Genomic DNA, 25089 nt, shown 5'->3' with positions numbered 1-25089 from the left:
GTGTCGATGCCGTCCGGTGGCGGTGTGCACGGCACTTCGGGGCGCGGGGCGTCCGCGCTCGGCTACGGGGCCTCGGTGAGCGTCCCCTCCGACGCGCGGTACAGCTTCCCCGTCTTCGGGCACTCCCACAGCCCGGGCTCGTCAGCGCGCTCCACCAGCCGTACGCCGGAGTGGCCGACCCAACCGATCTGCCGGGCCGGGACGCCGACGACCAGCGCGAAGTCCGGTACGTCCTTGGTGACCACGGCACCGGCGGCGACCATCGCCCACCGACCGATCTGCAACGGGGCCACGCACACCGCACGGGCACCGATGGAGGCGCCATCGGCGATCTTCACACCGACGGCCTCCCAGTCGCCGCCGCGCTTCTGCTTGCCGTCCGGGTCCACCGAGCGGGGGTTGTGGTCGTTGGTGAGCACCACGGCGGGCCCGATGAAGACGCCGTTCCCCAACTCCGCCGGCTCGTAGACGAGCGCGTAGTTCTGGAGCTTGCAGTTGTCGCCCATCTGCACACCGGTGCCGACGTAGGCGCCGCGGCCCACCACGCAGCCCTCGCCCAGCCGGGCCTTCTCGCGGATCTGGGCGAGCTCCCAGACGCTGCTTCCGGCGCCGATCTCCGCCGTCTCGTCGACCTGTGCGGTGGGCTGGACCCTGTAGTTCACTCTGCTGCCTTTCCGGTGGCGTCTTGGCCCGCCGAGCATACGTCTCGGCCGCCGAGGGACAGCGGGCGCCCGGAACGGACCTCCGACGGGCTCGTACGGGCGGTTCGGCCCCGCTCCCACGGCGCGGAACCTCGCGTCCCTCGCACCGGCCGTCCCCCTCGCCCTGCCGTCAGGGGCGCCGTCGTCGCATGCTGTCCCGGATGCCCTTGAGCACTCCGCGGCGCAGGACGAGTTGGGCCCCCGGTGCGTCCTTGAGGATGTCGTCCCGCTCGCCGAATCCGTCCGGCAGCGGGGGCAGCCCCAGTGCGGCCAGGAGTTGGCGTTGCCTCCGGGCCGGGTCGTCCCCGCCGCGCAGCAGGGTGATCAGCGGGCGGGGGCCGGCGGGAGGGAAGGCCGATGCCAGTGCCCGGGCGACCGCAGCGGCCTGGGGGTGGTCCAGCACCGGAGCGGCGGGGTCCCATTGGTGGGACGCCAGGACAGTGCCCTCGCCGAAGAGGGCGAACCCATGACGGCCCGCGGTGTGGTGCAGCACCAACGCCGGCCACGGCTCGCCCGTGGTGAAGCCGACGACGGCCGTCGTCAACAACTCCTCACCGGTCGCGGCGCCCGTGCGTCGGTTGGGGAAGAGGTCGGGCGCGACCTCCACATAGCTCAGCCGCGCCCCCGGGGAAGGCGACGGGGACGCGGGCAGCGGTGGACCGCCCGCCTTCCAGGCGGCGGGACCGGTGCCGGGGATGCCGGGGCCGGCTCCCCACAGGAGGGGACCGGGCCCGGGCGGTTCGGAGTCCGACCAGAAGGCTGCGGGCCCCGGGCCCGTACCCGGAGTGCCCGCGGTGCCGGGCGTCCCCGGCTGACCGCCCGGCTGACCGGCTGGCTGTCCCTCCCCCGTCCCGCGTTCTGGGGTGCCGGGTGAGCCCTGTCCTGCACCCCAGGGGGCCGGGGCGATCCGCAGCGAGACGCCGCACATGAGCGCCGCCTCGGCGACCCGGTCCGGTGCCGCCGCGACGATCGCCAGCGAGCGGTGCACGCCGTCGGAGTCGGTGACCACCTGCTCGGGCTCGGGCGGGGGAGTGGGCTGCGGCGGTCTGCCGAAGAAGGGCGTGCTGGATGCCACCTGCATCCGTACGCCCAACCGGAACTCCAGGAACTCCTTGCGGCTCTCACCCAAGTACGCCCAGGGGAACTCCCGGGCGTGCACGCCTATCGCCCGGAACATCTCCAGCGCGTCCTCCCAGCGCTGGTCGAAGATCAACATCAGGGCCAGATGGTTGCGGAACTCCGCCGCCTCCGGGTCGCCGGGCTCGTACCAGGAGGAGAGCTCCAGGGCGCGCGCCACCGCGGACGCCAGCCGGCCCCGGGTGATCGGCCCGGTCTCCGGCGGGTCCGGCGAGACGACCTCGTACTCGATGGCGGCCAGCAGGGGCAGTGCGTTCAGCAGCGAACCGGGCAGTGCGCGGTCGGCCGCCCGCTCGGCGAAGTCGAACATCTCGGTGTGCGAGCCGTACCACTTCTCGCACAGGTACTGGAGGGCGGAGGCATGGCAGCCGAAGTGGTGCGGGGCCCGCGCGACGGCCTCCGACCAGTAGGACTCGAAGACGTCGCGCGGCGACTGGATACCCCGCGCATGGGTGAGGGCGATCTCCCAGGGCACCGGATCCGTCGGATTGAGCTCGGTCGCGGCGGACAGCACCGGCACGGCCTCCTCCAGCAGGGAGAAGAAGACCCGGAACTGCTCGTCCGAGATCTCGCCGGCGTCCTCGCCCGTGCGGACCTCCCAGGCCCGCTGCACCCGCAGACCGGCGGTGAGCAAGGTGGCGTCCGGGTCGTCGGGGCTCGCGTCCAGCCAGTTCTCCAGCCAGCCGGGGTGGCGCAGGGCACTCGTGGCGAGGGCGGACACACAGCTGCTGCGCCGTTCCCACTGGGCGCCGAGCCGGGTCTCGGCCAGCAGCTCCCGCGCGGGCGCCGCATCACCGAGTGCGGCGGCCGTCAGCGCATCGCACAGAGCGGGGTCGGTCACGGCATCGACCGTGACGGCCTCGTCGGGTGGCAGATCCGCGCCCACGGCGGAGCCATGGCGCAGCATCCTGGGCATGGACATCAGGGAGCGCAGCGACACAGCTGCCCATTGAACAGGCAGCGGCGGCCGTTCACCAGGTATCGCGTACGTGTGCGACGGCGTGGGCACCGTGTGCGGGGCGAGGAGCTGGTTTGACCACCCGGATCCGTCCCCGTAACCTGGTCCATCGGTGTGTTTCCATGCGCGCCCACCCCTGAGCATCTCCCTCCCGACCGGCTTCGGGCCGTTGGGAGAGGCCGCTCGTCCTTCCGGATCACCGCAGGCTCCGGCCTGCGCGAACGGCTGGCGTCAGGGGTCCGTTCCGAGCGAAAGAGAGATCCGCGTGTACGCCATCGTGCGCAGCGGTGGTCGCCAGCACAAGGTTGCTGTCGGCGACATCGTTGAGGTTGACAAGATTTCCACTGCCAAGGTTGGCGACACGGTAGAGCTCTCTACCCTGCTCGTTGTCGACGGCGAAGCTGTGACCAGCGACCCGTGGGTGCTCGCAGGCATCAAGGTCACGGCCGAGGTCGTGGACCACCACAAGGGCGCGAAGATCGACATCCTGCGCTACAAGAACAAGACCGGCTACCGCCGCCGCCAGGGTCACCGTCAGCAGTACACGGCGATCAAGGTCACCGGCATCCCGACGGCCGCGAAGTAAGGGACTGAGGAGACATGGCACACAAGAAGGGCGCATCGTCCACCCGGAACGGTCGCGACTCCAATGCTCAGCGGCTCGGCGTGAAGCGCTTCGGCGGTCAGGTCGTCAACGCCGGTGAGATCCTGGTCCGCCAGCGCGGCACCCACTTCCACCCCGGCACGGGCGTCGGTCGCGGTGGCGACGACACCCTGTTCGCCCTGCTGCCCGGCGCGGTCGAGTTCGGCCGTCACCGTGGCCGCAAGGTCGTGAACATCGTTCCGGTCGCCTGATCGAAGGCAGCCCCAGAGCGTTTTCCGCGGAGGCGGACCTCACTTCCCGCACGGGAAGCGGGTCCGCCTCCGTTGTGTTAGAGCTAAAGACAATCCCGTACGTATCTGGAGGACACCCATGACCACCTTCGTGGACCGCGTCGAGCTGCACGTCGCCGCGGGTAGCGGAGGCCACGGCTGCGCCTCCGTTCACCGGGAGAAGTTCAAGCCGCTCGGCGGACCCGATGGCGGCAACGGCGGTCGGGGCGGTGATGTGATCCTGGTCGTCGACCAGTCGGTCACCACGCTCCTCGACTACCACCACAGTCCGCACCGCAAGGCCACCAACGGACAGCCGGGAGCCGGCGACAACCGCTCGGGCAAGGACGGCAGGGACCTGATCCTGCCGGTGCCCGACGGCACGGTCGTGCTCGACGCCCAGGGCCATGTGCTCGCCGACCTCGTCGGTCAGGGAACCACCTTCGTCGCAGGTCAGGGCGGTCGCGGCGGCCTCGGAAACGCGGCGCTGGCCTCGGCCCGCCGCAAGGCCCCCGGCTTCGCCCTGCTGGGGGAGCCCGGCGAGGCCCGCGATGTGACGATGGAGCTCAAGACCGTCGCCGACGTGGCGCTGGTCGGCTATCCGAGCGCGGGCAAGTCCTCGCTGATCTCCGTGCTCAGCGCGGCCAAGCCCAAGATCGCGGACTACCCCTTCACCACGCTCGTACCGAACCTGGGCGTCATCACCGCAGGCTCGACCGTCTACACGATGGCCGACGTTCCCGGTCTCATCCCCGGCGCGAGCCAGGGCAAGGGGCTGGGCCTGGAGTTCCTGCGCCACGTCGAGCGCTGCTCGGTGCTGGTGCATGTGCTCGACACTGCGACCCTGGAGTCCGACCGCGACCCGCTGTCCGACCTCGACGTCATCGAGGCCGAGTTGGCGCAGTACGGCGGTCTTGACGACCGTCCCCGGGTCGTCGTCCTCAACAAGGTCGACATCCCGGACGGCAAGGACCTCGCCGAGATGATCCGCCCCGATCTGGAGTCCCGCGGCTACCGGGTGTTCGAGGTCTCCGCCGTGGCCCGTACCGGGCTCAAGGAGTTGTCCTTCGCCCTGGCGGGGATCATCGCCGAGGCACGCGCCGCCAAGCCGGTGGAGGAGGCGACCCGTATCGTCATCCGCCCCAAGGCCGTCGACGACACCGGATTCACGGTCGTCCGCGAGGACGACGGGCTGTTCCGGGTGCGTGGCGAGAAGCCGGAGCGCTGGGTGCGGCAGACCGACTTCAGCAACGACGAGGCCGTCGGCTATCTCGCCGACCGGCTGAGCCGTCTCGGTGTCGAGGAGTCCCTGATGAAGGCCGGTGCCCGTTCGGGTGACGGGGTGGCCATCGGACCCGAGGAGAACGCCGTGGTGTTCGACTGGGAGCCGACGGTCATGGCCGGAGCGGAGATGCTCGGCCGCCGCGGTGAGGACCACCGCCTGGAAGCGCCGCGCCCCGCAGCGCAGCGCCGACGCGACCGTGACGCCGAGAAGGACGAGGCACAGCGCGCGTACGACGAGTTCGACCCCTTCAACTAGGGTTCCGGCGGCTCCGTACCGAGTCGCTGCGTCAAGGCCCGCCCGGGAGCACGGCAAGTGCCCGCTCCCGGGCGGGCCTTGACGTGTGCCCGGCGGCCTGTGCCCGGCGGCCTGTGCCCGGTGGCCCCTGCCGGGTGAGCCCCGCCGACTGGTGCCCGTTCGGCACGGCCGGCCCGGCCCCGTGTCCGCTCACCCGTGTCCGCTCACCCGTTCCGGGAACGCACCACACCCTTTTCCGCGTGTCTCGTGGTGAGCGGCTCACCACGGCGGTCCGATGCCGTATTGGTGCACGGCGAGGCACAACCTCTCATGTCTTCCTCCGGTCTAATACGCGGGGGCAAAGACGAGTGGCCCCGGCAGAGAAGCGGAGCGCTGGTGAAGATTTCCTTACTTATCCACACCATTTACGGCATCGGTGGCACCATTCGCACCACGCTGAATTTGGCGGAGGAATTGGCCAGCCGCCATGAGGTGGAGATCGTCTCGGTCTTCCGCCACCGGGACATCCCCCTCTTCGACATCGACCCCCGCATCACCGTCGTGCCCCTGGTGGACACGCGCACCACATTCCCGGACAACGAGAAGGAGCACCCCGACCACCAGAAGCCGGCCGAGTTCTTCCCCCGGCACGAGGCCCGGTACAAGGAGTACAGCCAACTGACCGACGACCGGGTCCGCGCCCACTACACGGGCTCCGACGCGGACGTCGTCATCGGCACCCGGCCGGGACTCGTCGCCTACGCCGCCCAGTTCGCCCCCGTCGCCGCGGTGGTCATCGGTCAGGAACACATGACCTACCACCACCACAAGGAGGCACTGCGCGAGGAGATGCGCACCTTCCTCACCGAGACGGACGCCTTCGTCACCGTCTCCGAGGGGGACGCGGAGGTCTGGCGCGAACGGATGCCCCTGCCGGACACCCGGATCCTCTCCATCCCCAACAGCGTCCCCGAACCGGACGTCCCCCCGTCGGACACGACCGGCAACATCATCGTCGCCGCCGGTCGCCTCTCCCGGGAGAAGCAGTACGAGGTCCTGCTCAAGGCGTTCGCCAAGGTGGTGGCCCTCCGGCCGGACTGGACCCTGCGCATCTACGGGTGGGGCCCCGAGCGGGAGAAGCTCCGGCAGCGCGTCCAGAAGCTGCGTCTGTACAACAGCGTCCAACTCATGGGGCCGCGCTCCCCGATCGAGCCCGAGTGGGTCAAGGGCGCGATCGCCGTCTCCACCTCCCGCCACGAGTCGTTCGGCATGACGCTCGTCGAGGCGATGCGTGGTGGGCTGCCGGTCGTCAGCACCGACTGCGACTACGGACCGCGGGAGATCATCAAGGACGGCGTGGACGGGCTGCTCGTACCGGTCGGCGATGCGGGCGCCGTGTCCGATGCGCTGCTCCGCCTCATCGACGACGAGCAACTGCGTCGCACGATGGGCGCCAAGGCCCGGGAGAACGCCCGCCGTTACGACCCGGCCGCGGTCGCCAAGCGGTACGCGGACCTCTTCGCCGAACTCGGCGCCGGCGCCACCCAGCGCAACGGCGGAGCGCCCGTCTCCACGGGGCCCCGCAGTACGGGCTTCGCCCCGGTGGCCGACGCCGTCGCCCGGCCCGACGGATCGGTGACCGTACGACTGGTCACCCCGGAGGCCGCCGTACTGAAACACCCGGGGCTGCAACTGCTCTGCACCCGGATCGGTGACGGGTCACTGCCGCGCACCTATCCGCTGGATCTCGACGGCACCGTCACCATCCCGGTGACGGACGACTTCGCGGACGGCCACTGGATGTGCCACGCCGACCAGCCAGCCACCGGGCTCCGCGTCGGCATACTCGCCCGAGCGGTTGACCAGCGGGGCTCCCTACGGGTCTCCGACCGGCTCACCACCGGGGCGGGCGTCCGCCATCTCGTCCCGTACCGGAGGCCACCCAAACAGCACCTCGTGCTGCGCTCCTGGGTGCGTTCCGTCCACGCGGAGGCCGCCGACGTCCTGCTCGTCAACCGCAAGATCACCCTGACCGGCCGTCTGGTGGGCGAAGCGGAGCCTTCGGGCGAACCGTCACTGCTCTTGCGCCGCGCAGACGACCCCCAGCAGAACGAGCTGGTTTTCCCCGGCACCAGGGAGGGCACCCGAGGCTTCGAGGTGACCATCGGGTGCGAGGTCGCCGTCGCTCACCAGCGGAGCCCGAAGGACACCTGGGAAGTGTGGCTGCGGTACTCCCCGGGTGAGGAGCCGGTACGGGTGGGCCGCGTCCTTGACGACGTGGTCCAGAAGGGTGACGTCTTCGTCTACCCCGAGGTCCTGTTCCACAAGCAGCGCCCGCTCCTGCTGGCCCGCCGCGTGCTTCGCAGGCTCTGGCACCGTCAGCAGCGGCTCGTCAAGGTGAAGCTCGCGTATGACCGCGACAATGCGCTCGTACTCCACGTCAGCGATCGCTGATCAGGCCCGAGAGGAGTGAGGGATGCCGCCCCACCTGCACAAACCCGCAGACGGCAGGGCATTCGTCACTTCCTCGGGCACACAGCTCGCAGGTCGGATCGCTGGACGACCGCTGACGAGGATGAACCCCAGGTGTCCCTGGGGGGTGAGGCGGTGGACGCCCACCTTGCACGACGGTCACGCAGAGTGCGACCATCGCAGCGTCCCCCATTCGTCTCAAGGTAGGTCGTTCTGTGTCTGTGCCGCACGAAGCCAAGCCCCGCACCACAGCGGTTGTCCTAGCCGGAGGCACCGGTCAGCGGGTGGGACTGGCCATCCCCAAGCAGCTGCTGAAGATCGCCGGCAAGGCTGTCATCGAGCACACACTGACCATCTTTGAGCAGGCCGACTCCATCGACGACGTGATCGTGTTGATGGCCCCCGGCTTCGTGCCCGACATCGAGCGGATCGTCGCCAAGGCGGGACTCACCAAGGTCACCCGGATCATCGAGGGCGGCACCACCCGCAACCAGACGACCGAGCGCGCGATCGCCGCGCTCAGCGAGGGCCTGCCCGACGGCGAGGACCGCAATGTCCTCTTCCACGATGCCGTCAGACCACTCCTGTCACAGCGAGTGATCCAGGACTGCGTCGACGCGCTGGAGCGACACGCCGCGGTCGACGTGGCGATCCCGTCCGCGGACACGATCATCGTGACCCGCACCCACGGGGACGACGGCGAGTTCATCACCGACGTGCCCGACCGCTCCCGCCTGCGGCGCGGCCAGACGCCCCAGGCGTTCAAGCTCTCCACGATCCGCAAGGCGTACGAGGTCGCCGCGGGCGACCCCAACTTCCAGGCGACCGACGACTGCTCGGTCGTGCTGAAGTACCTGCCGGACGTACCGATCCACGTCGTCGCCGGCGATGAGTACAACATGAAGGTCACCCAGCCCGTCGACGTCTTCATCGCCGACAAGCTGTTCCAACTCGCCTCCACGGCCGCACCCCGCCAGGCCGACGAAGCCGCCTACCGCGAGCTGCTCGCCGGCCGGACCCTCGTCGTGTTCGGCGGCTCCTACGGCATCGGCGCTGACATCGCCGCCCTCGCCGAGAAGTACGGCGCCCAGGTCTACGCGCTCGGCCGCTCCACCACCGGCACCCACGTGGAGAACCCGGAACACGTCGACGACGCCCTCTCCAAGGCGTACTCGGAGACCGGCCGCATCGACTACGTCATCAACACGGCGGGCGTCCTGCGCATCGGGAAACTCGCCGAGACGGACAACACCACCATCCTGGAAGCGCTGAACGTCAACTATCTGGCTCCCGTCCAGATCGCACGTGCCTCCTACAAATACCTGGCGGAAACCAAGGGGCAGCTGCTTCTGTACACCTCCTCCAGCTATACGCGGGGCCGTGCCGAGTACAGCCTCTACTCCTCCACCAAGGCCGCCATGGTGAATCTCACCCAGGCGCTCTCGGACGAGTGGGCGAACGACGGTATCCGGGTGAACTGCGTCAACCCCGAGCGCACCGCGACCCCCATGCGCACCAAGGCGTTCGGCGACGAACCCGCGGGCTCGCTCCTCTCATCCGAGGCGGTCGCGCGCACCTCGCTCGACGTGCTGCTGTCCGAGCTCACCGGCCATGTCATCGACGTGCGCCAGCAGGACCCGACCCGCGGTGCGAGCGAGTCGTCCGACTTCGAGCAGGCACTCGCCGCGGTCCTCGACCGCGAGGGAGACGTGTAATAATTCGCTGTTAATGCAGTGGTCGCGATCCCGTTCTCGGTGATCGCGGGCAGTCACCGCACAATCAGCGTGCTGCGGGCCTCCGTAAACACCCTCGACATGATTTGCCGGGGATGTGGGGGATGGGGAGGCCCGCCTCAGTGAAGTCCTCAATACCACTTCTGGGAATTCCGACTTCACCATTCATTTAGCAATATGAATAAGGACTAACCGGCACCCTTTGGAGCAGGTTCCTCGTGATTTCGACCGCCATTCGTCTGGCACGTGTCGGCAGCCGATCAGAGTTGGCCGCAGCGGCTCTGATCGGACTCGGCTACCCATGCGTCATGCTCGCCGCGCTGCTCCCGAGCATCTGGCTCTTTGCCGCCGCGGGTGCCGCCACCTATCTGGCTGACTGGTATCTGCACCAAAAGGGCAGCTATCTGATCAACCGCCTCAACAAGGTCCGCATAGGGCTTCCGATCCGGTTCCTGCTGCGCCAATTGCTACTGGTGCTGCTCCTCGCCCGGGAAGGGCTGGCGGAAAGCCCGCTCTTCTACACGGCCGTCGCCGGACTCCTGGTCTTCTACGCACTCCAGGCACCCCACGGCGCCCTCACCACCCTGATCCGGCTGCGCCGCACGCTGCCGATCGTCACCCGCAACGTGGACCTCGCCGGACTGCGCATCCCCGACGCCCCGCCGAACGTGCTGATGCACCGCTCCGCGGAGAAGATGCTCCACCTGGACCTGCCCGCGATGGCCTGTGTGCTCGCCGCGGTCGTCGTCGACCGGGACGCCATCGGCTACGCCGGCATCGCCGTCACCCTCGCGTGCGGCACGCTCTACACCGTCGCCCTCGTGCCCTATCTGCGCAGGAGGCGCGTCCCGGGAGCGGGTGCCGTCCTCAAGAGCATCAGCGCCTGGCTGCTCGAGTACCGCCCCACCACCGTGCTCTACTTCTCCGGCTCCGGTGAATCCGCGTACCAGATCAACATGTGGCTGGAGACGATGGAGCAGGTCGACGGGCGACCGTTGATCATCATGCGGGAACGCGAGCTGGTGACGAAGGTCAACACCACCGCCGTGCCGGTCATCTGCGTACCGGCTGCGACCCATCTGATGAACCTGGACCTCTCGACCGTCCGGGTCGCCCTCTACCCGGCCAACGTCGGCAAGAACATCCATCTGCTGCGCGTACCGACCATGCAGCACGTCTTCATCGGCCACGGTGACAGCGACAAGCTGGCCAGCGTCAACCCGTTCAGCAAGGTGTACGACGAGGTCTGGACCGCGGGCCGGGCCGGCCGCGACCGCTATGCACTGGCCGACGTGGGGGTGCGCGACGAGGACGTCGTCGAGGTCGGAAGGCCCCAGCTCGCCCCCATCAAGACCTGGACGGGCACCCCGAAGAACCCCATCCCCACGATCCTGTACGCCCCCACGTGGGAGGGCTGGGACGACAATCCCGGCAACACCTCGCTGCTGCTGGCGGGCGAGAACATCGTGCGCGGGCTCCTCGACGCCGGGAAGCCCGTACGGCTCATCTACAAGCCCCACCCCTTCACCGGCATCCGCAACAAGAAGGCCAAGGCCGTCCACGAGCGGATCATGCGCATGGTGCGAGCGGCAGCCGCCGAACGCGCCGTCGATCCCCGCTGGGCCTCCGAAGCAGCGGCGGCGAAGTCCGGGCAGGCGGAAGCCCGACTCGCCCGTACCCGCATCGAAGCCGAACTCGCCGTACTCGCCGCACCGGGACGCTCCGGGGGCGACGAGGCCGAGGAGTCGCGCGTCTCACTGGCCGACCCCGTCCGACTGGAGCGCATCAAGCGGCTGCGCGCCGAGTGGAACGACGCCTACTGGCGCTCCACCGGCTGGTGGGAGCACCTCGTGGTGACCGGCGCCGAGCCGAAGCTGTACGACTGCTTCAACGAGGCGGACGCCATGGTCTCCGACATCTCCAGCGTGGTGTCCGACTTCATGGCGAGCGGCAAGCCGTACGCGGTCACCGACTCGGCCGCCCTCGGTGCGGAGGAGTTCCAGCGGCAGAACACGGCGGCACGGGCCGCGGTCGTCCTGTCCAACAGCGCGGTCGAACTGGTGCAGTTGCTGGCCGCGGTGGAGTCGCCGGCGCTCGATCGGCTCGCGGACTCCCGGCGGGAGCTCAAGGAGTACCTCCTCGGCCCCGATCACCCGACCTCCATGGAGCGTTTCAACACCGCCGTGCGTACGCTGCGTGCGGGGGCCGAGGCACGCAATGCGGGTGTCCAGCAGCGGCTGACCGAGCAGGCACAGAAGGAGCTCAACCGGCAGCCGGACGCCGGCCCGGTCGCTCCCGCCGCCGCCACTGAGCAGGAAGCTCCATTGGCTCGCTGACCTGTTCCGACCTGATCTGGCCTGGCCTGAGCGGTCGATCCGGCCGGAACAGGGGAAGCAGCACCGGAACGAAGAGCAGGGCCCGTACGCCGCTCGGCGCCGTACGGGCCCTGCTCCGCTTTCGTACGGGCACCTTCCCGGACGCGGAGCGGTGCGGGCGCCTCAGACGCGGCCCACGGGCCGTGCACTCGGCTGCTCGGGGTCCGCGCCCGGGCCGTGCACGGGCTCTAGGGGGAGCGTTCTGCGTTCCGCAGCAAGCCGCTCGGGAGCCCGGATGCCCGGGGGTGTCCAGCTTCATGTCCAGCGGGTGAAATGCCGGGGCGCCCGGAGGGCACCCTGGCATAGATTCAGCCCGTGACAGAGGCAAGACAGCAGGTAACGCAGGCCCGCAGAATCGTCGTCAAGGTCGGCTCGTCCTCCCTGACCACGGCGTCGGGCGGACTCGACGCCGACCGGGTCGACGCCCTCGTCGACGTACTCGCCAAAGCACGCAGCGGCGGCGAGAAGGAGATCGTGCTCGTGTCGTCCGGTGCGATCGCCGCCGGACTCGCTCCGCTCGGGCTCGCCAGACGCCCGCGCGACCTGGCGCGCCAGCAGGCCGCGGCCAGCGTTGGACAGGGCCTCCTCGTGGCCCGCTACACGGCCTCGTTCGCCCGTTACGGCGTACGCGTGGGCCAGGTCCTCCTCACCGGCGACGACACCAGCCGCCGTGCCCACTACCGCAACGCGTACCGCACCCTGGACCAGCTCCTCACCATGGGGGCGGTGCCCGTTGTCAACGAGAACGACACCGTTGCCACCGATGAGATCCGCTTCGGTGACAACGATCGCCTCGCCGCCCTCGTCGCCCATCTCGTCCGCGCTGACCTGCTGGTCCTGCTCTCCGACGTCGACGGCCTGTACGACGGGGACCCGGCCAGGCCGGGCAGCGCACGCATCGAAGAGGTCCACGGGCCTGCCGACATCGAGCAGGTGGAGATCGGCAGTGCCGGCAAGGCCGGCGTCGGCACGGGCGGGATGGTCACCAAGGTGGAGGCGGCCCGGATCGCAGCCGCCGCGGGTGTGCCCGTTGTCCTCACGTCGACCGTGCGTGCGGCCGACGCACTGGCGGGCCGTGTCACCGGCACCTACTTCCACCAGACGGGCCGCAGATCCGCGGACCGCCTGCTCTGGCTCGCCCACGCCTCCACCCCTCGCGGCGCCCTGATCCTCGACGACGGCGCGGTCGACGCGGTCGTCCTCGGAAGGAAGTCGCTGCTCCCGGCCGGCATCGCGGCAGTCGAGGGGGAGTTCAGCGCGGGGGACCCGGTGGAGTTGCGGAACGCCGGGGGGCAGGCCGTTGCCCGTGGATTGGTCAACTTCGACGCCAAGGAGATTCCACAGCTTCTCGGGCGTTCCACCAAAGAGCTCGCACAAGAGCTCGGACCCGAATATGAGCGAGAAGTCGTACACAGGGACGATCTGGTCGTCATGCACCCCTGAAACGGCTGAAAGTCCCGTCATCCGACAGACACCTTCATGAAAAACGCCCCATGTTCGGTCCAGGACTGGTCAACTTTGTTGCGGGGCACATGGCGGGGGACGGCAAGACGACACAGGTAAACAGGAGGCCGCCGGTGAGACGAGCGCGCCCGGGGGATGCACCCCGTGGGAACGGGGGCGTCCCGAACACCCGCAGAACTGCGGGCGACCACCATCGTGGGGCGGGTGAGGAACGAGCCCTCACGAGCGTCGAAGCCGGCGCCGACTTCGACGACGGTGGCTCCTCGGAGCGCACCGGGCGGACCATCGGGGCCGTACCGGGGCCCGGGGCGGCGGCGCAGACGGACGGCGGCAACGACGTCCACGGCGACGGACAGTCGAAGCTCTGGCACATCACGCTGAGCGTCTCGGGTGCGGAAGCGCCCCTCAAGGAGGTCCGGCGCGGCCTGGAGCAGTTGGCCCACGACCATCCCTTCTTCCTGACCAGCCGCTATGCGAACGACCACGCCGAGATCCGCTACTGGGAAGAGGCGCGCGATCTCCATGACGCCGCGGCGGTCGCGCTGCGCCTCTGGGGCGAGCACCGTTCCACCGCTCGACTGCCTCCGTGGACGATCGTGGGCCTTGAAGTGATCGACCGGCAGACGTATCACCAGCGTGTCGCTGAGGGGTACGGCCCGCCGCCTGCCTCCTCCATGGGAGTTCACCCCTTCTAGCCCTTCTGGAAGACGACTTCTGGACGACCGTTTCCGGGCCACCGTTTCTGAACGGCGGCTCCTGAACGGCGGCTCCCGGACCGAGGTTTCTGGATCAAGGTTTCCGGACGATTGCGCTCCGGTTCGGCTGGGTGTTTCTGTGCTTTTCTGCTCCCTTGTGGGTTCTTTAACGTCTTTCATTCCCTTTCGGTTTTCTCGTGCTGTTTCCCTGCTGTCCGGGGTTGGGTCGGGAGCCACCGGAACGCGGTGTCTGCCGGGGCGCAGGGCGGCAGGTGTACGAGGCAGTCCGACCGGGTGCCGGTACGGCATCGCCAAGGGCAGGCGGGACGGACTCAGATGCCAGGGGAGCGCTGGATGGCCTGAACTCGCGCCGGAGAGGGTGTGGGGAACGCCGGTGGGGGATCCGGGACACAGCCGTACGGGTCCGGTCCGGGCCCCGCGGTGCGAACGGGCACTTGACGGCCTCTCGGCCACCCCCCCGGCCGTCCTGGACTGAGCACGGGCCGCAGGTGCTCCGTCTCGCTCTACGGGATACCGGCCGGGGGCACTCCGTGCGCGCATTACCCTGCGAGTATGACGACGCCCTCGCCGCTTGCGCAGAACGAAACCCCTTCGCCGGTAGTCCAGGCCGCTCAGCGGGCCCGGTCCGCTGCCGCCGATATCGCGCCACTGCCGCGGGCGGCCAAGGACGCAGCCCTGCTGGCGATCGCGGACGCGCTGGAAGCCCGCACGGACGACATCGTCACCGCCAACGCCGAGGACATCCACCGGGCCCGCGAAGCCGGCACCAGTGAGTCGATCATCGACCGGCTCACCCTCACTCCCGAGCGGGTGCGCGCCATCGCGGCGGACGTCCGCGATGTCGTGGCCCTGCCCGATCCCGTGGGCGAGGTCGTCCGCGGCTCGACCCTCCCCAACGGCATCGACCTCCGCCAGGTCCGCGTCCCGCTGGGCGTCGTCGGCATCATCTACGAAGCCCGGCCCAATGTAACCGTGGACGCCGCGGCGCTCTGCCTCAAGTCGGGCAACGCCGTGCTGCTGCGGGGTTCCTCCTCCGCCTACTCGTCGAACGCCGCGCTCGTCGAGGTCCTGCGCGACGCGGTCAAGTCCACCGGTCTCCCCGCCGACGCGGTGCAGCTGGTGCCCGGCGAGTCCCGCGATTCGGTACGGGAGTTGATGCGGGCGCGCGGCCTGGTGGACGTCCTGATCCCCCGTGGTGGCGCGGGTCTCATCCGGACCGTCGTCGAGGAGTCCACGGTCCCCGTCATCGAGACCGGCACCGGCAACTGCCATGTGTACGTGGACGCCCAGGCCGACCTCGACATGGCCGTGGACATCCTCGTCAACTCCAAGGCCCAGCGGCCCAGCGTCTGCAATGCGGCGGAGACCCTCCTGGTGCACCGCGACATCGCCGCCGCGTTCCTGCCGCGCGCCCTCGACGCCCTCGCCGAGGCCGGAGTGACCGTCCACGCGGACGAGCAGGTGGCCGAGCACGCCTCTGCCAGCAAGGCCACGGTGGTGCCGGCGACCGCGGAGGACTGGGAGACCGAGTACCTCTCGTACGACATCGCCGCTGCCGTCGTGGACTCCCTGGACGCCGCGGTCGCCCACATCCGCCGCTGGTCGTCCGGTCACACCGAGGCGATCGTCACCACGTCCCAGTCCGCCGCCCGCCGGTTCACCCAGTTGGTGGACTCCACCACCGTGGCCGTGAACGCCTCCACGCGCTTCACCGACGGCGGGCAGTTCGGCTTCGGGGCCGAGATCGGGATCTCCACCCAGAAGCTCCACGCCCGGGGCCCGATGGGGCTGCCCGAGCTGACGTCCACCAAGTACATCGTCACTGGCGACGGCCACACCCGATAGCTCCTGACCGGGCCTGACGCCCGTCTGATGGGACCCGAGAAGCCCAGCACCGGGCCTGTCGGGTCCCCGTCCAAGGTGACGGGCGCCCCCGCTTCGGACCGGAGAGTTCCTCCTTCCGTCTGCCCAAACAGGGCGGCCAGGTCTACTCTGAATGCGTGCCGGACGACGTGGGGGGCAGGCCGTTCCCGGACGACGGGGAGCCCGACGACGACCGCGGTGGCGCGGACGAGAACTTCGCCTCCGTGGTGTTCGACGAGGACTTCGTCAGGGCGGCGGAGGTCCACGAGCCGAGTGCCGTCGAGAGACTTCTCGCAGCAGCTCAGGCACGTGCCGAAGCGGAGGCCGCCCGGGCGGGGCCGGGCCGTGGCTCCCATGACGACGACCTCTACGAGGACGAGTACGGCTCCTTCGGCCGTGAGGACTTCGGCGACGGATTCGCCTCCGACGACGAGTCCGGTCCGTACGGCAGACACGGTGGCGCCCTTCGCCCCTACCGCGGCTCCGCCCGCTGGCACCGCCCCGTGGCCTGGGTCCTCGCCCTGCTGATGGGCATCGGCATGGTCGCCCTCGCGTTCACCGCCGTCTACCGTGGCTCGGCGGGAAACAACGAGGATCAGGTGCCCGCACCCGCGTCGAGTGGTGTCGACAGCAGCAGTCCCTCGGCCTCACCTGACCGAGCGCATGGCCCTCCCGGCTCGGCGAACGTCTCCGTACCCCCCGTCCCCGCCGATCCAGCGGCGCCTTGACACGCGGGTTTTCACATTTCGGCTTCGATGGGGGCACGAGTCCCGCGGCTCCGTAGTCCTTGCATTCAGCCAGTGCCTCACCGCCGGCCAGTGCCTCACCGTCAGTCCAGTTCGGGGCGGAACGGGCTCCGCCCTCGCCCCTTCGAGTGCGTCGACCACACAGAGCAACGGTTAGCTTTCGGCCACTCAAGGTCTGTCGAACCGATCGTTCCTGATCTCCGATCGATCACTTTCCCGTGAACTGTCGAACGGTTGCACGGGAAGTCATCAGACTTTGTCGCACGCCACCGCGTTTACCGAGGCCCCGCCAGACCCACCCTGAAGGTATGGCTGGCCGTGGAGACCCGCCTGAGGGGACACCTGAGGGGACACCCGAAGGACTCCCCGGCGGTGGAGAGGACGAATACCGATCCGTCGTCTTCGACGAATCGTTCATACGAGCTGCGCGACTTCAGGAGTTCTCCGCGCACGAAAGAATGGGCGAGCACGCGCGCGCTGTGCGCAGTCTCCCCTCCCAGGCCCGGAGATCCGGCCCGAAACAACTACTGATCCTGATCCTCCTCGTGGCAGTTGCGTTCGGTACTGCGACGTACTTCGGAATGCGCCCGTCCAACCCGGTGCCCGGCGGCAAGAGAGCTGCCCCGCTTCGCACCACCCTGATCCCCCTCGCTCCCCAAGGAGTGGTCCCCGGAGGGACCCCCGGTGACCTCTACGCGAACAGTCCCGCCGCCCAGTTCCGCATCGGAGCAGCCGGCATCACCTTCCCGAGCGCCGTGAGGACCAAGAGCTTCTCCCAGAGCCAGGTCGTGATGGCCCTGACGATCGCCAAGGACTACTTGGTGGAGTCCTCACTCGATCCCGACGTCCTCACCGGCGGAGCGGTACGGCCCGTGCGGGTGCTGCTCGATCCGGGCCAGTTGGCACAGTTCGACCGGAGCATGGCCACCCCGGTGGCCGACGGCCACCACGCGGCGACCGGGTGGTTGGTCCGCTACGACCCGGCCAAGGTGGTGCTGGCCGACCCGGAAGTCCGCGTCCGGGGCACTCTGGCGGTCACGGAGGCGGGCGCCGACGCCCTGGAAGTGACGTCGGACCACATCTTTGCGTACGCCCTCCGTCCCGCCCCGACTCACGGCCCACCGACGGGCACAGGGCCAACTGCTCAGCTCGGCAGCAGAACGAAGGGCGAGTCGGAGGCCGCGATCGTCGATACCTCCCGCCGTACGGTCGACGCCTCACCACGACGTCCCGGTGAGGCGTCCTCCCCGAGGGCCAGCCGTCGGCATCAAGCCATCGGTCGCGCGGATCGCACGGCTGGTGCTTCCCTGTTCACCGTCCGACGGGTACTGCACTTCCGGTTCGACCGGGATGACCTCCACCTCCATCGTGCGGAACTGCTGGCGAGCTATGTCCAGGCGGGGCCGCAGGCCTGCTCCGACGACGCTTCGGGGAGGCTGCATCCGCTCCTCGCGGGGGAGCGGGCAACGGCGGGTGCTCCGGCGGGCACCGATCCCTACGAGGAGGGGGAAGCCACCGCGGCGCTGTGCGGCTCCCTCGCGTCGTCGGCCCAACCGAGCCCGACCCCCTGAAGACGCGCCCGACGCTCTAGAGATGCGCAGAGACGCGCAGAGACCCGAGGGGTCCTCCGAGATGCTCAGAAGTCCTGAGAGCATCTCGGACGAACACCGCCGAGGGCCTTGCCCTGGACACCCATGGCCAGAACCACTCGCCCCGGGGGCAAGGTTCCAGCCCGGAGCCCCGGCTGAGGCCGCCCTGATTGACGGCACTCTCCGATTGCCGGATCGGAGAGCTTGCCTGGTGTGCCGAGGGAAGGCGATACGGCTAAGCCCCTCCCTTGGTGCCTCCCGAGTCCGAGCCGCCGCCGTTCCCGCCGGTGAACCGGTCGCGCAACTTGCCCCCGAGGTCGCCTGCACCCCCGGCGATGTCACCTACCAACTTCATCAACGGGTCCTTGCTCGTCCGCACGGTCTCCGCGTAGTGCGAGGCGGACTCGCGTATGGAGTCGGTGACGGAGGTGTCGTTGTCCTCGGTGCGCCGCGGATAGTGGCCGTCCATGATCCGTTGGTAGTCGCGGCTCTCCGCCCACTTCTTGAGCTCCGCCGCCCGCACGGTGGTGAAGGGGTGGGAACGCGGCAGTACGTTGAGGATCTTCAGTACGGAGTCGCGCAGGTCCCCGCCCGCCTCGTACTCCTCGGCCTGCTGGAGGAACGCGTCGACGTTCATCTCGTGGAGGTGGTTGCCGCCGGCTATCTTCATCAGCCCGCGCATCGATGCCTGGAGATCCTGGCCCACCAACAGTCCGGCGCGGTCCGCCGAGAGTTCCGACTTGCGGAACCACTCCCGTAGAGCGGTGACGATCGCCATGATCGCGACATTGCCGAGCGGAATCCACGCGATCTTGAGCGCCAGATTGGTGAGGAACAGCAGGATCGTCCGGTAGACGGAGTGCCCTGACAGGGCGTGGCCCACCTCATGGCCCACCACCGCCCGCATCTCCTCCTCGTCCAGCAACTCCACGAGCCCCGTCGTCACGACGATGATCGGCTCGTCGAGCCCGATACACATGGCGTTGGGCCGAGGGTCCTGCGCCACGTACATGGCGGGAACCTTCTCCAGGTCCAGGACGTAGCAGGCGTCCCGCAGCATGGTGTTCAGATGGGTGAACTGGGCGTCGCTCACCCGCACGGAGTCGGAGAGGAAGAGCAGCCGCAGACTCCGCTCGGGCAGGAGCCCGCTCAGTGCCTTGAAGACCGTGTCGAAGCCGCTGAGCTTGCGCAGGGCGACCAGCGCGGAGCGATCGGCCGGATGCTCATATGCCCGTGACGAGATGCCGGGGAAACGCTTGCGCTGCCTGCTCGGCACCTTCGCGTGACTGCTGTCGGTCATTCAAACCCCCTGGTCGGACCGGTGATCCGTCGTACGAGTGATTGATTCGTCCCCCTGGCGATCCCCAGCGTAGGTGCTGGGAGCACAGTGCGCCCGAGGCTGTGGATAACTCTGGAACACAGGCCCGCACGCCCGTTTTCCGTCATACGGCACCCCCGCAGCGGCGCCGTGACAACGACAACGACTGAGTCGGCGTGAGCGTGCCCGAGCGGCCCGCATACGATATGGGCGAAGTCCCTCCGCTCCGTTTCCGATCGATAAGGGCCCGCCGAAGATGAGCCTCCCCAGCAACGCCCCCAACCTGGTCACTCTCGCCGAGGGAGGCGAGGGCGCCCTGAACCACCCGAGCCTTGAGCCGATCCTCACCGGCGGCGGTGCCCTCCTCGCCCTGCTCCTGCTGCTGTGGATCACCATGAGCTTCAACCGCGACCGCTGAGCCGGGCGGAGCGAGTCAGGTTCGCGGGCCAGTAGGCTCTGCACGCATGGGAGAGCAGGAAGTGCCTACGGGCCCGGGTTCCGGCCGGCGGCGGCTCGGTGTGATGGGCGGGACGTTCGACCCGATCCACCACGGACACCTCGTTGCCGCCAGCGAGGTGGCTGCCCTGTTCCACCTCGACGAGGTGGTGTTCGTACCGACGGGACAGCCGTGGCAGAAGAGTCACAAGGCCGTGTCACCTGCTGAGGACCGGTATCTGATGACGGTCATCGCCACGGCGTCCAATCCGCAGTTCTCGGTCAGCCGCATCGACATCGACCGACCCGGCCCGACCTACACGATCGACACCCTGAGGGATCTGCACCTCCAGAACGAGGACGCGGACCTGTTCTTCATCACGGGTGCCGACGCCCTTTCGCAGATCATCGGCTGGCGGGACGCTTCGGAGCTGTTCTCGCTCAGCCACTTCATCGGCGTGACCCGACCGGGGCACGATCTGACGGACGACGGCCTGCCCGAAGGCAAGGTCTCCCTGGTGGAGGTTCCGGCGCTCGCCATCTCTTCCACCGACTGCCGGGCGAGGGTCGCCAAGGGCGATCCGGTTTGGTACCTCGTGCCCGACGGTGTGGTGCGCTACATCGACAAGCGCCAGTTGTACCGCGGCGAGTGAGCCACGGAGAGGGGCCCCGGTGAACGACCAGCACAGCCCGTTCGACCCGTACTACCAGCAGCCGCAGATCATCGGCTACGACGAGTACGGGCAGCCGGTCTACCAGCAGCCCCAGGAGCAGCAGCAGTACGACGCGCACCAGGGTGCCCAGTACGACTACCCCGAGCAGCAGCCCGTAGAGCAGACGTACGGTTACGACGCCTACGGCCAGCTCCCTCAGACGGAGGAATCCCTCCCTCAGGGGTATGAGCAGCCGGGCCACTCCCCGACGTACGACGCCTACGGACACGGTGCGGACCAGGGACACGGTGGGGCGGCCGAGGGGGACCAGGGCTACACCTATGCGTACGAGCCCTATGCGGCCGACCAGGGTGGCCAGAACGCCGCCCAGCAGACCGCCGCAGTGGAGACGGCGGAGTGGAACATCCCGCAACAGGCTCCGCCCATCGCTCCACCCGAATCGCCGATGTCCGACTTCTCTGATCTGGCTCCCGGAAACGACGACGAGTACGCCGATCAGCTCCTGGTGCCCGGACCCCGTCGTTCCGATGACGAACGCGACTACCGCACCGAGCAGTTCGCCTTCATCCAGGATCCGGACGGCGACTCGGAAGACGTCATCGACTGGTTGAAGTTCACCGAGAGCCGCTCGGAGAGACGGGAGGAGGCCAAGCGGCGCGGGCGTAACCGGGGCATCGCGCTCGGGGTCGTCCTCGGGCTGGTGTTGGTGATCGGACTCGGCTACCTCATCTTTTCCGGCGACGACCCCAAGGAGACCGCGGGTCAGGCCACCGGCCCGCAGAAGCGGGACGTGATCGTTCTCCATCTGCACAACACCAAGAAGAAGGGCACGTCCACCGCCCTGCTCGTGGACAACGTCACCACCAAGAAGGGCACCACGGTCCTCCTGCCCAACTCGCTCTCCGTCGCCGGCGACGACGGCACCGGTACCACCTTGGGCAAGTCGGTCGAGGACGACGGTTCACAGGGCACCCGGGAGGCGGTCGGCGCCCTGCTCGGCGCGAAGATCACCGGTACCTGGCGGCTCGACACCCCGTTCCTGGAGAACCTGGTCGATCTGGTCGGCACCATCGACGTCACGACGGACGTCGTGGTCCCCGGCGCGAAGAAGGGCGAGCCTCCGCTGGTGACCCGTGGCGAGGGCCAGACCCTGAACGGTCGGGCGGCTGCCGCCTACGCGACCCATCTGGCGCCCGGCGAGGTGGAGGCCAAGCAGCTCCAGCGTTTCGGGCAGGTCATGCACGCCGTCCTGCGGAAGTTCCCGAGCGAGCAGAAGTCCGCCACCGTAACGGTCGAAACTCTGGCACAGATCCTTGACCCATCCCTGACGGAGAGTGACCTCGGGGCCTCGTTGGCGAAGCTCGCCGACCACGCAAAGGGCGGCGACTACCAAACGGCCCTGCTGCCGGTCCAGGCGGACGGCACACTGACCCAGCAGGCAGCCGCGAGCGTCAAGGACGTTCTGGGGGGTTCCATCACCGCACCGGACAAGAACGCGGCCGTCCGGATCGGTATCCGCAATGGAACGGGCAAGGCACCCGTCTCGGAATCCGCACGGATCCTGCTGGTCAACGGTGGCTATGCGGTCGTGGACGGCGGGAAGGTCGCGACGATCGGCACTTCTCGTATCACGTACGGTGACGATGCCCAGAAGGCGGAAGCCGTTGAGGTCGCCAAGACCCTGGGGCTGCCCGTGAGCGTCGTGGCCAAGGGCACGGCACCGCCCAACGCCGACATCAGCGTTGTCCTCGGCCAGGACTTCAAGACCGAGTGACGCGGCCGATGTGTACCGACGCTTGCGTTCCGCAGGGCGGGCGGCGCGGCGTCGGGTGCGGCGGTCAGCTGGGAGACGCCGACGTTCGCCGGGTGGGTGGCCGCAGGTCGCGCACCCGGCTGACCAGCCAGGATGCCCCGTACCTGGGCCCCCGCGCATAAGTCGCGGGCGGTGTCGGTGGTACATGAGATCCTTGGGTTGACACCCGACCGCCGACGAAAGCCAGCTAGTGACCGCTACGGACCGCTCCATCGAGCTCGTCAACGCCGCCGCCCAGGCAGCCGCCGACCGGCTCGCGCACGACATCATCGCGTACGACGTCAGTGATGTGCTGTCGATCACCGACGCCTTCCTGCTCGCCTCCGCTCCCAACGACCGCCAGGTCAAGTCGATCGTCGACGAGATCGAGGAGCGGCTGAACAAGGAGCTGGGCGCCAAGCCCGTACGGCGCGAGGGCGACCGGGACGCCCGCTGGATCCTGCTCGACTACGTCGACATCGTGGTCCACGTCCAGCACTCCGAGGAGCGGGTCTTCTACGCCCTGGAGCGACTGTGGAAGGACTGCCCCGAGCTGACGCTGCCCGAGGACGCGCAGAAGACCCGCGGCAAGGCCGCTGAGCACCACCAGGGGGCCGCCGCCGATCCGGACGGTGAGTTGAGCTGAACGAGGACGCCTACAAGCGCACGGGTCGCCGTGTCGTCCTCTGGCGACACGGCCAGACCGCATGGAACGTGGAGCGCCGTTTCCAGGGCACCACGGACATCGATCTCACCGAGGCGGGCATCGCCCAGGCCCGTAGGGCTGCCAGGCTCCTGGCTTCCCTCAAGCCCGACGCGATCATCTCCTCGGACCTCAAACGTGCTTCCACGACTGCCGGTGAACTGTCGGGGCTGACGGGTCACACCGTCACCTTCGACCCCCAACTGCGCGAGACGTACGCCGGTGTGTGGCAGGGCATGACCCACCAGGAGATCATCGCCCAGTACGGCGACCAGTACGCGGCCTGGAAGCGCGGTGAGCCCGTGCGCCGGGGCGGCGGAGAACTGGAGACTGAGGTCGCCGACCGGGCGGCACCGGTGGTGCTCCGCCACGCCGAGAAGCTCCCGGAGAACGGCACGCTCGTGGTGGTCAGCCACGGCGGCACGATCCGTACGACCATCGGACGGCTGCTCGGCCTTGAGTCCCGCCACTGGGAGAGCCTGGGCGGGCTCTCGAATTGCTGCTGGTCGGTCCTCGGTGAGGGCGCGCGCGGCTGGCGGTTGCTTGAGCACAACGCGGGGACCCTTCCCGAACCGGTCCTCGGCGACGACGACTGATCCGCAGTTCCGGCTTCGGTGGTCAGCCCGGTCGTGCCTGTCCTGTGAGCGACCTCGCCGGCGTCCGGAGCCGGCGGATCGGGCCCGTGGCGGTGGGTCGGTCGTGGATTTCACGCACGGTTCCCGGCAGGCCGTCACGTGGGCGCGTTGGGCTCGGAGCGTCCGCCGAGGCCCACAGTCGCTCGGTTCCGCCGGCCGCGAGTTCGTGCTGTTGAAGGACCCCGGGGCCGGTGGGGGCGACCCACCCGGGCCGCTCCCTGACCGGGCAGCCGGCCCGCACCCCGGATTTCACTTTCCGGTAGGTCGCAGGCTAAAGTTCTACTTGTTCGCAGCGCCGAGCGCGAAGAACACGCGGGGCTATAGCTCAGTTGGTAGAGCGCCTGCATGGCATGCAGGAGGTCAGGAGTTCAATTCTCCTTAGCTCCACAATTCGGATCCCGCCCCTTACGAGGGGCGGGATCTGGCGTTTCCCGTCACCTTCCCGCCAACGTCACCGCCCCCCTACCGCGGTCATGGCAGAATCGGACGGCCGGAGTGGACACCGGTCGGTACGGGGAGGTTGAGCATGACGTCCGCCAGTAGGAGCGAGGAGACCGATGATCTGCTTGCCGCAGCGGACACACCCGCCCTTCCCGGACTTTCCTCCCATGGATCGGTATGCCTCGGCCAGGCTCACGGCCTCCGTGGCGAAGTCTCGTTCGGACGGTTCTCGGCCGGACGGATGTCCTGTCGTCACCGCTGGAGCTGAGTAATGGGAGCCCATAGGCGCAAGTGCGACTGGTGTGGCAGCGGTACGCCCATCGTTCGGGACATGGACCCGCTCAATCCGGAGTTCCAGTACTGGTGCGAGGAGTGCGCGCGGGCGCTGATCATAAAGGGCGATCCCATCGAAACCTATCGGGAGCTTGAGGGCGAGCCGATCTACGGTCGACTGCTCGAAGAGCACTGCACGCTGAAGCGCTTCTACTCGTTCGCCACCGCCTGACCCCCGCGGTCAGGCCCGCGGACCGCCTTGGTCCGGCTCCCCGGAAGCCTTGCCGGTGGCCTTCTCGGAGCACCGGGGAATGGATTTGGTGAAGCGCCCCGAGGAGCGTTAATGTTGTCGACGTCGCCGGGGGAAAGCTTCGACCGGACGACATCTCGCAAGGGGCTATAGCTCAGTTGGTAGAGCGCCTGCATGGCATGCAGGAGGTCAGGAGTTCAATTCTCCTTAGCTCCACAGAATCACTCCCGAGGTCCCGTCAGGTCAGATGACCCGACGGGACCTTCTGCGTGGAGACCCTCTTCATGGTGGACGGCACCGGGATCTGCTCGGCCACGGCAGCGCGGTGACTCGCCAGCCGATCGGTGAGCCATCGCACGTGCTCGTGTTCCCCGTGGTCGTCGTGTTCGCCACGGTCGTCTCTGAAAGACCCTGACTGCGGG

The 25089-nt window shown here is 68.8% G+C and carries 20 protein-coding genes and 2 tRNA genes; 19 read left to right on the top strand and 3 right to left on the bottom strand.

Annotated elements, in window-relative coordinates; genetic code table 11:
• Window positions 1-62 precede the first annotated feature (62 nt).
• Window positions 63-662, bottom strand: coding sequence for an acyltransferase (locus ABZ348_RS07275; protein ID WP_358930241.1), 600 nt, complete (start codon window positions 660-662; stop codon window positions 63-65).
• 169 nt (window positions 663-831) lie between these two features.
• On the bottom strand, window positions 832-2778 hold the full coding sequence (locus ABZ348_RS07270; protein WP_358930239.1) for a hypothetical protein: 1947 nt from the start codon (window positions 2776-2778) through the stop codon (window positions 832-834).
• 283 nt (window positions 2779-3061) lie between these two features.
• Between ABZ348_RS07270 and rplU the strand changes: the two genes are divergently transcribed.
• The 11 genes from rplU (at window position 3062) to ABZ348_RS07215 (ending at window position 18128) form a co-directional block, all read left to right on the top strand.
• Window positions 3062-3382, top strand: a complete 321-nt coding sequence (gene rplU, locus ABZ348_RS07265; RefSeq protein ID WP_016643790.1) for a 50S ribosomal protein L21 — start codon at window positions 3062-3064, stop codon at window positions 3380-3382.
• A gap of 14 nt (window positions 3383-3396) precedes the next feature.
• Window positions 3397-3651, top strand: coding sequence for a 50S ribosomal protein L27 (gene rpmA, locus ABZ348_RS07260; protein ID WP_329018704.1), 255 nt, complete (start codon window positions 3397-3399; stop codon window positions 3649-3651).
• 118 nt (window positions 3652-3769) lie between these two features.
• Entirely contained in the window at window positions 3770-5209 is a 1440-nt protein-coding gene (gene obgE, locus ABZ348_RS07255) for a GTPase ObgE (RefSeq protein WP_358930237.1), read from the top strand.
• A gap of 375 nt (window positions 5210-5584) precedes the next feature.
• Window positions 5585-7642, top strand: a complete 2058-nt coding sequence (locus ABZ348_RS07250; protein WP_358930235.1) for a glycosyltransferase family 4 protein — start codon at window positions 5585-5587, stop codon at window positions 7640-7642.
• Window positions 7643-7875: 233 nt separating this feature from the next.
• Window positions 7876-9375: a bifunctional cytidylyltransferase/SDR family oxidoreductase gene (locus ABZ348_RS07245; RefSeq protein WP_358930234.1), complete on the top strand. Its 1500-nt coding sequence runs from the start codon at window positions 7876-7878 to the stop codon at window positions 9373-9375.
• A 236-nt stretch (window positions 9376-9611) separates the two neighbouring features.
• A complete protein-coding gene (locus ABZ348_RS07240) occupies window positions 9612-11729 on the top strand; it encodes a hypothetical protein (protein WP_358930232.1) in 2118 nt (705 codons plus the stop codon).
• Between the two features lie 354 nt (window positions 11730-12083).
• Window positions 12084-13211, top strand: a complete 1128-nt coding sequence (proB, locus tag ABZ348_RS07235; protein ID WP_358930230.1) for a glutamate 5-kinase — start codon at window positions 12084-12086, stop codon at window positions 13209-13211.
• 134 nt (window positions 13212-13345) lie between these two features.
• Window positions 13346-13927, top strand: coding sequence for a hypothetical protein (locus tag ABZ348_RS07230; protein ID WP_358930229.1), 582 nt, complete (start codon window positions 13346-13348; stop codon window positions 13925-13927).
• Between the two features lie 573 nt (window positions 13928-14500).
• The gene (locus ABZ348_RS07225) at window positions 14501-15793 is read left to right on the top strand and encodes a glutamate-5-semialdehyde dehydrogenase (RefSeq protein WP_358930227.1); all 1293 of its coding nucleotides are present in this window, start codon (window positions 14501-14503) and stop codon (window positions 15791-15793) included.
• 155 nt (window positions 15794-15948) lie between these two features.
• Window positions 15949-16539 carry a hypothetical protein gene (locus tag ABZ348_RS07220; protein WP_358930225.1) on the top strand — a complete coding sequence of 197 codons (591 nt, stop codon included), beginning with the start codon at window positions 15949-15951 and terminating at the stop codon, window positions 16537-16539.
• A 326-nt stretch (window positions 16540-16865) separates the two neighbouring features.
• Entirely contained in the window at window positions 16866-18128 is a 1263-nt protein-coding gene (locus ABZ348_RS07215; protein WP_358930223.1) for a hypothetical protein, read from the top strand.
• Window positions 18129-18381: 253 nt separating this feature from the next.
• Here ABZ348_RS07215 and ABZ348_RS07210 read toward each other — a convergent pair whose 3' ends face one another.
• The gene (locus tag ABZ348_RS07210; protein ID WP_358930221.1) at window positions 18382-19446 is read right to left on the bottom strand and encodes a M48 family metallopeptidase; all 1065 of its coding nucleotides are present in this window, start codon (window positions 19444-19446) and stop codon (window positions 18382-18384) included.
• A 274-nt stretch (window positions 19447-19720) separates the two neighbouring features.
• On the opposite strand from ABZ348_RS07210, the gene ABZ348_RS07205 reads away from it, so the two are divergent.
• The 8 genes from ABZ348_RS07205 (at window position 19721) to ABZ348_RS07170 (ending at window position 24883) form a co-directional block, all read left to right on the top strand.
• Window positions 19721-19882, top strand: coding sequence for a hypothetical protein (locus ABZ348_RS07205; protein ID WP_358930219.1), 162 nt, complete (start codon window positions 19721-19723; stop codon window positions 19880-19882).
• 46 nt (window positions 19883-19928) lie between these two features.
• Window positions 19929-20552 (top strand): nicotinate-nucleotide adenylyltransferase, encoded by a 624-nt coding sequence (gene nadD, locus ABZ348_RS07200; protein WP_358930217.1) that lies wholly within the window; start codon window positions 19929-19931, stop codon window positions 20550-20552.
• A 19-nt stretch (window positions 20553-20571) separates the two neighbouring features.
• A complete protein-coding gene (locus tag ABZ348_RS07195; RefSeq protein ID WP_358930215.1) occupies window positions 20572-22347 on the top strand; it encodes a LytR C-terminal domain-containing protein in 1776 nt (591 codons plus the stop codon).
• A 229-nt stretch (window positions 22348-22576) separates the two neighbouring features.
• A complete protein-coding gene (gene rsfS, locus ABZ348_RS07190; RefSeq protein ID WP_358930213.1) occupies window positions 22577-23011 on the top strand; it encodes a ribosome silencing factor in 435 nt (144 codons plus the stop codon).
• Window positions 23008-23664, top strand: coding sequence for a histidine phosphatase family protein (locus ABZ348_RS07185; protein ID WP_358930454.1), 657 nt, complete (start codon window positions 23008-23010; stop codon window positions 23662-23664). Before rsfS ends, ABZ348_RS07185 begins: the two co-directional genes overlap by 4 nt.
• Before the next feature lie 353 nt (window positions 23665-24017).
• Window positions 24018-24090: transfer RNA gene (locus ABZ348_RS07180), tRNA-Ala, on the top strand.
• A 325-nt stretch (window positions 24091-24415) separates the two neighbouring features.
• Window positions 24416-24649: a hypothetical protein gene (locus ABZ348_RS07175; protein ID WP_329018660.1), complete on the top strand. Its 234-nt coding sequence runs from the start codon at window positions 24416-24418 to the stop codon at window positions 24647-24649.
• A gap of 161 nt (window positions 24650-24810) precedes the next feature.
• A tRNA-Ala gene (locus ABZ348_RS07170) sits at window positions 24811-24883 on the top strand.
• Window positions 24884-25089: the final 206 nt, after the last annotated feature.

Origin of the sequence: Streptomyces sp. NPDC005963 (assembly GCF_040638655.1) — a bacterium.
In the GTDB taxonomy this organism is placed as follows: domain Bacteria; phylum Actinomycetota; class Actinomycetes; order Streptomycetales; family Streptomycetaceae; genus Streptomyces.
Note: the sequence above shows the minus strand (reverse complement) of the source record. Positions and strands in the feature narration are given on the sequence as shown.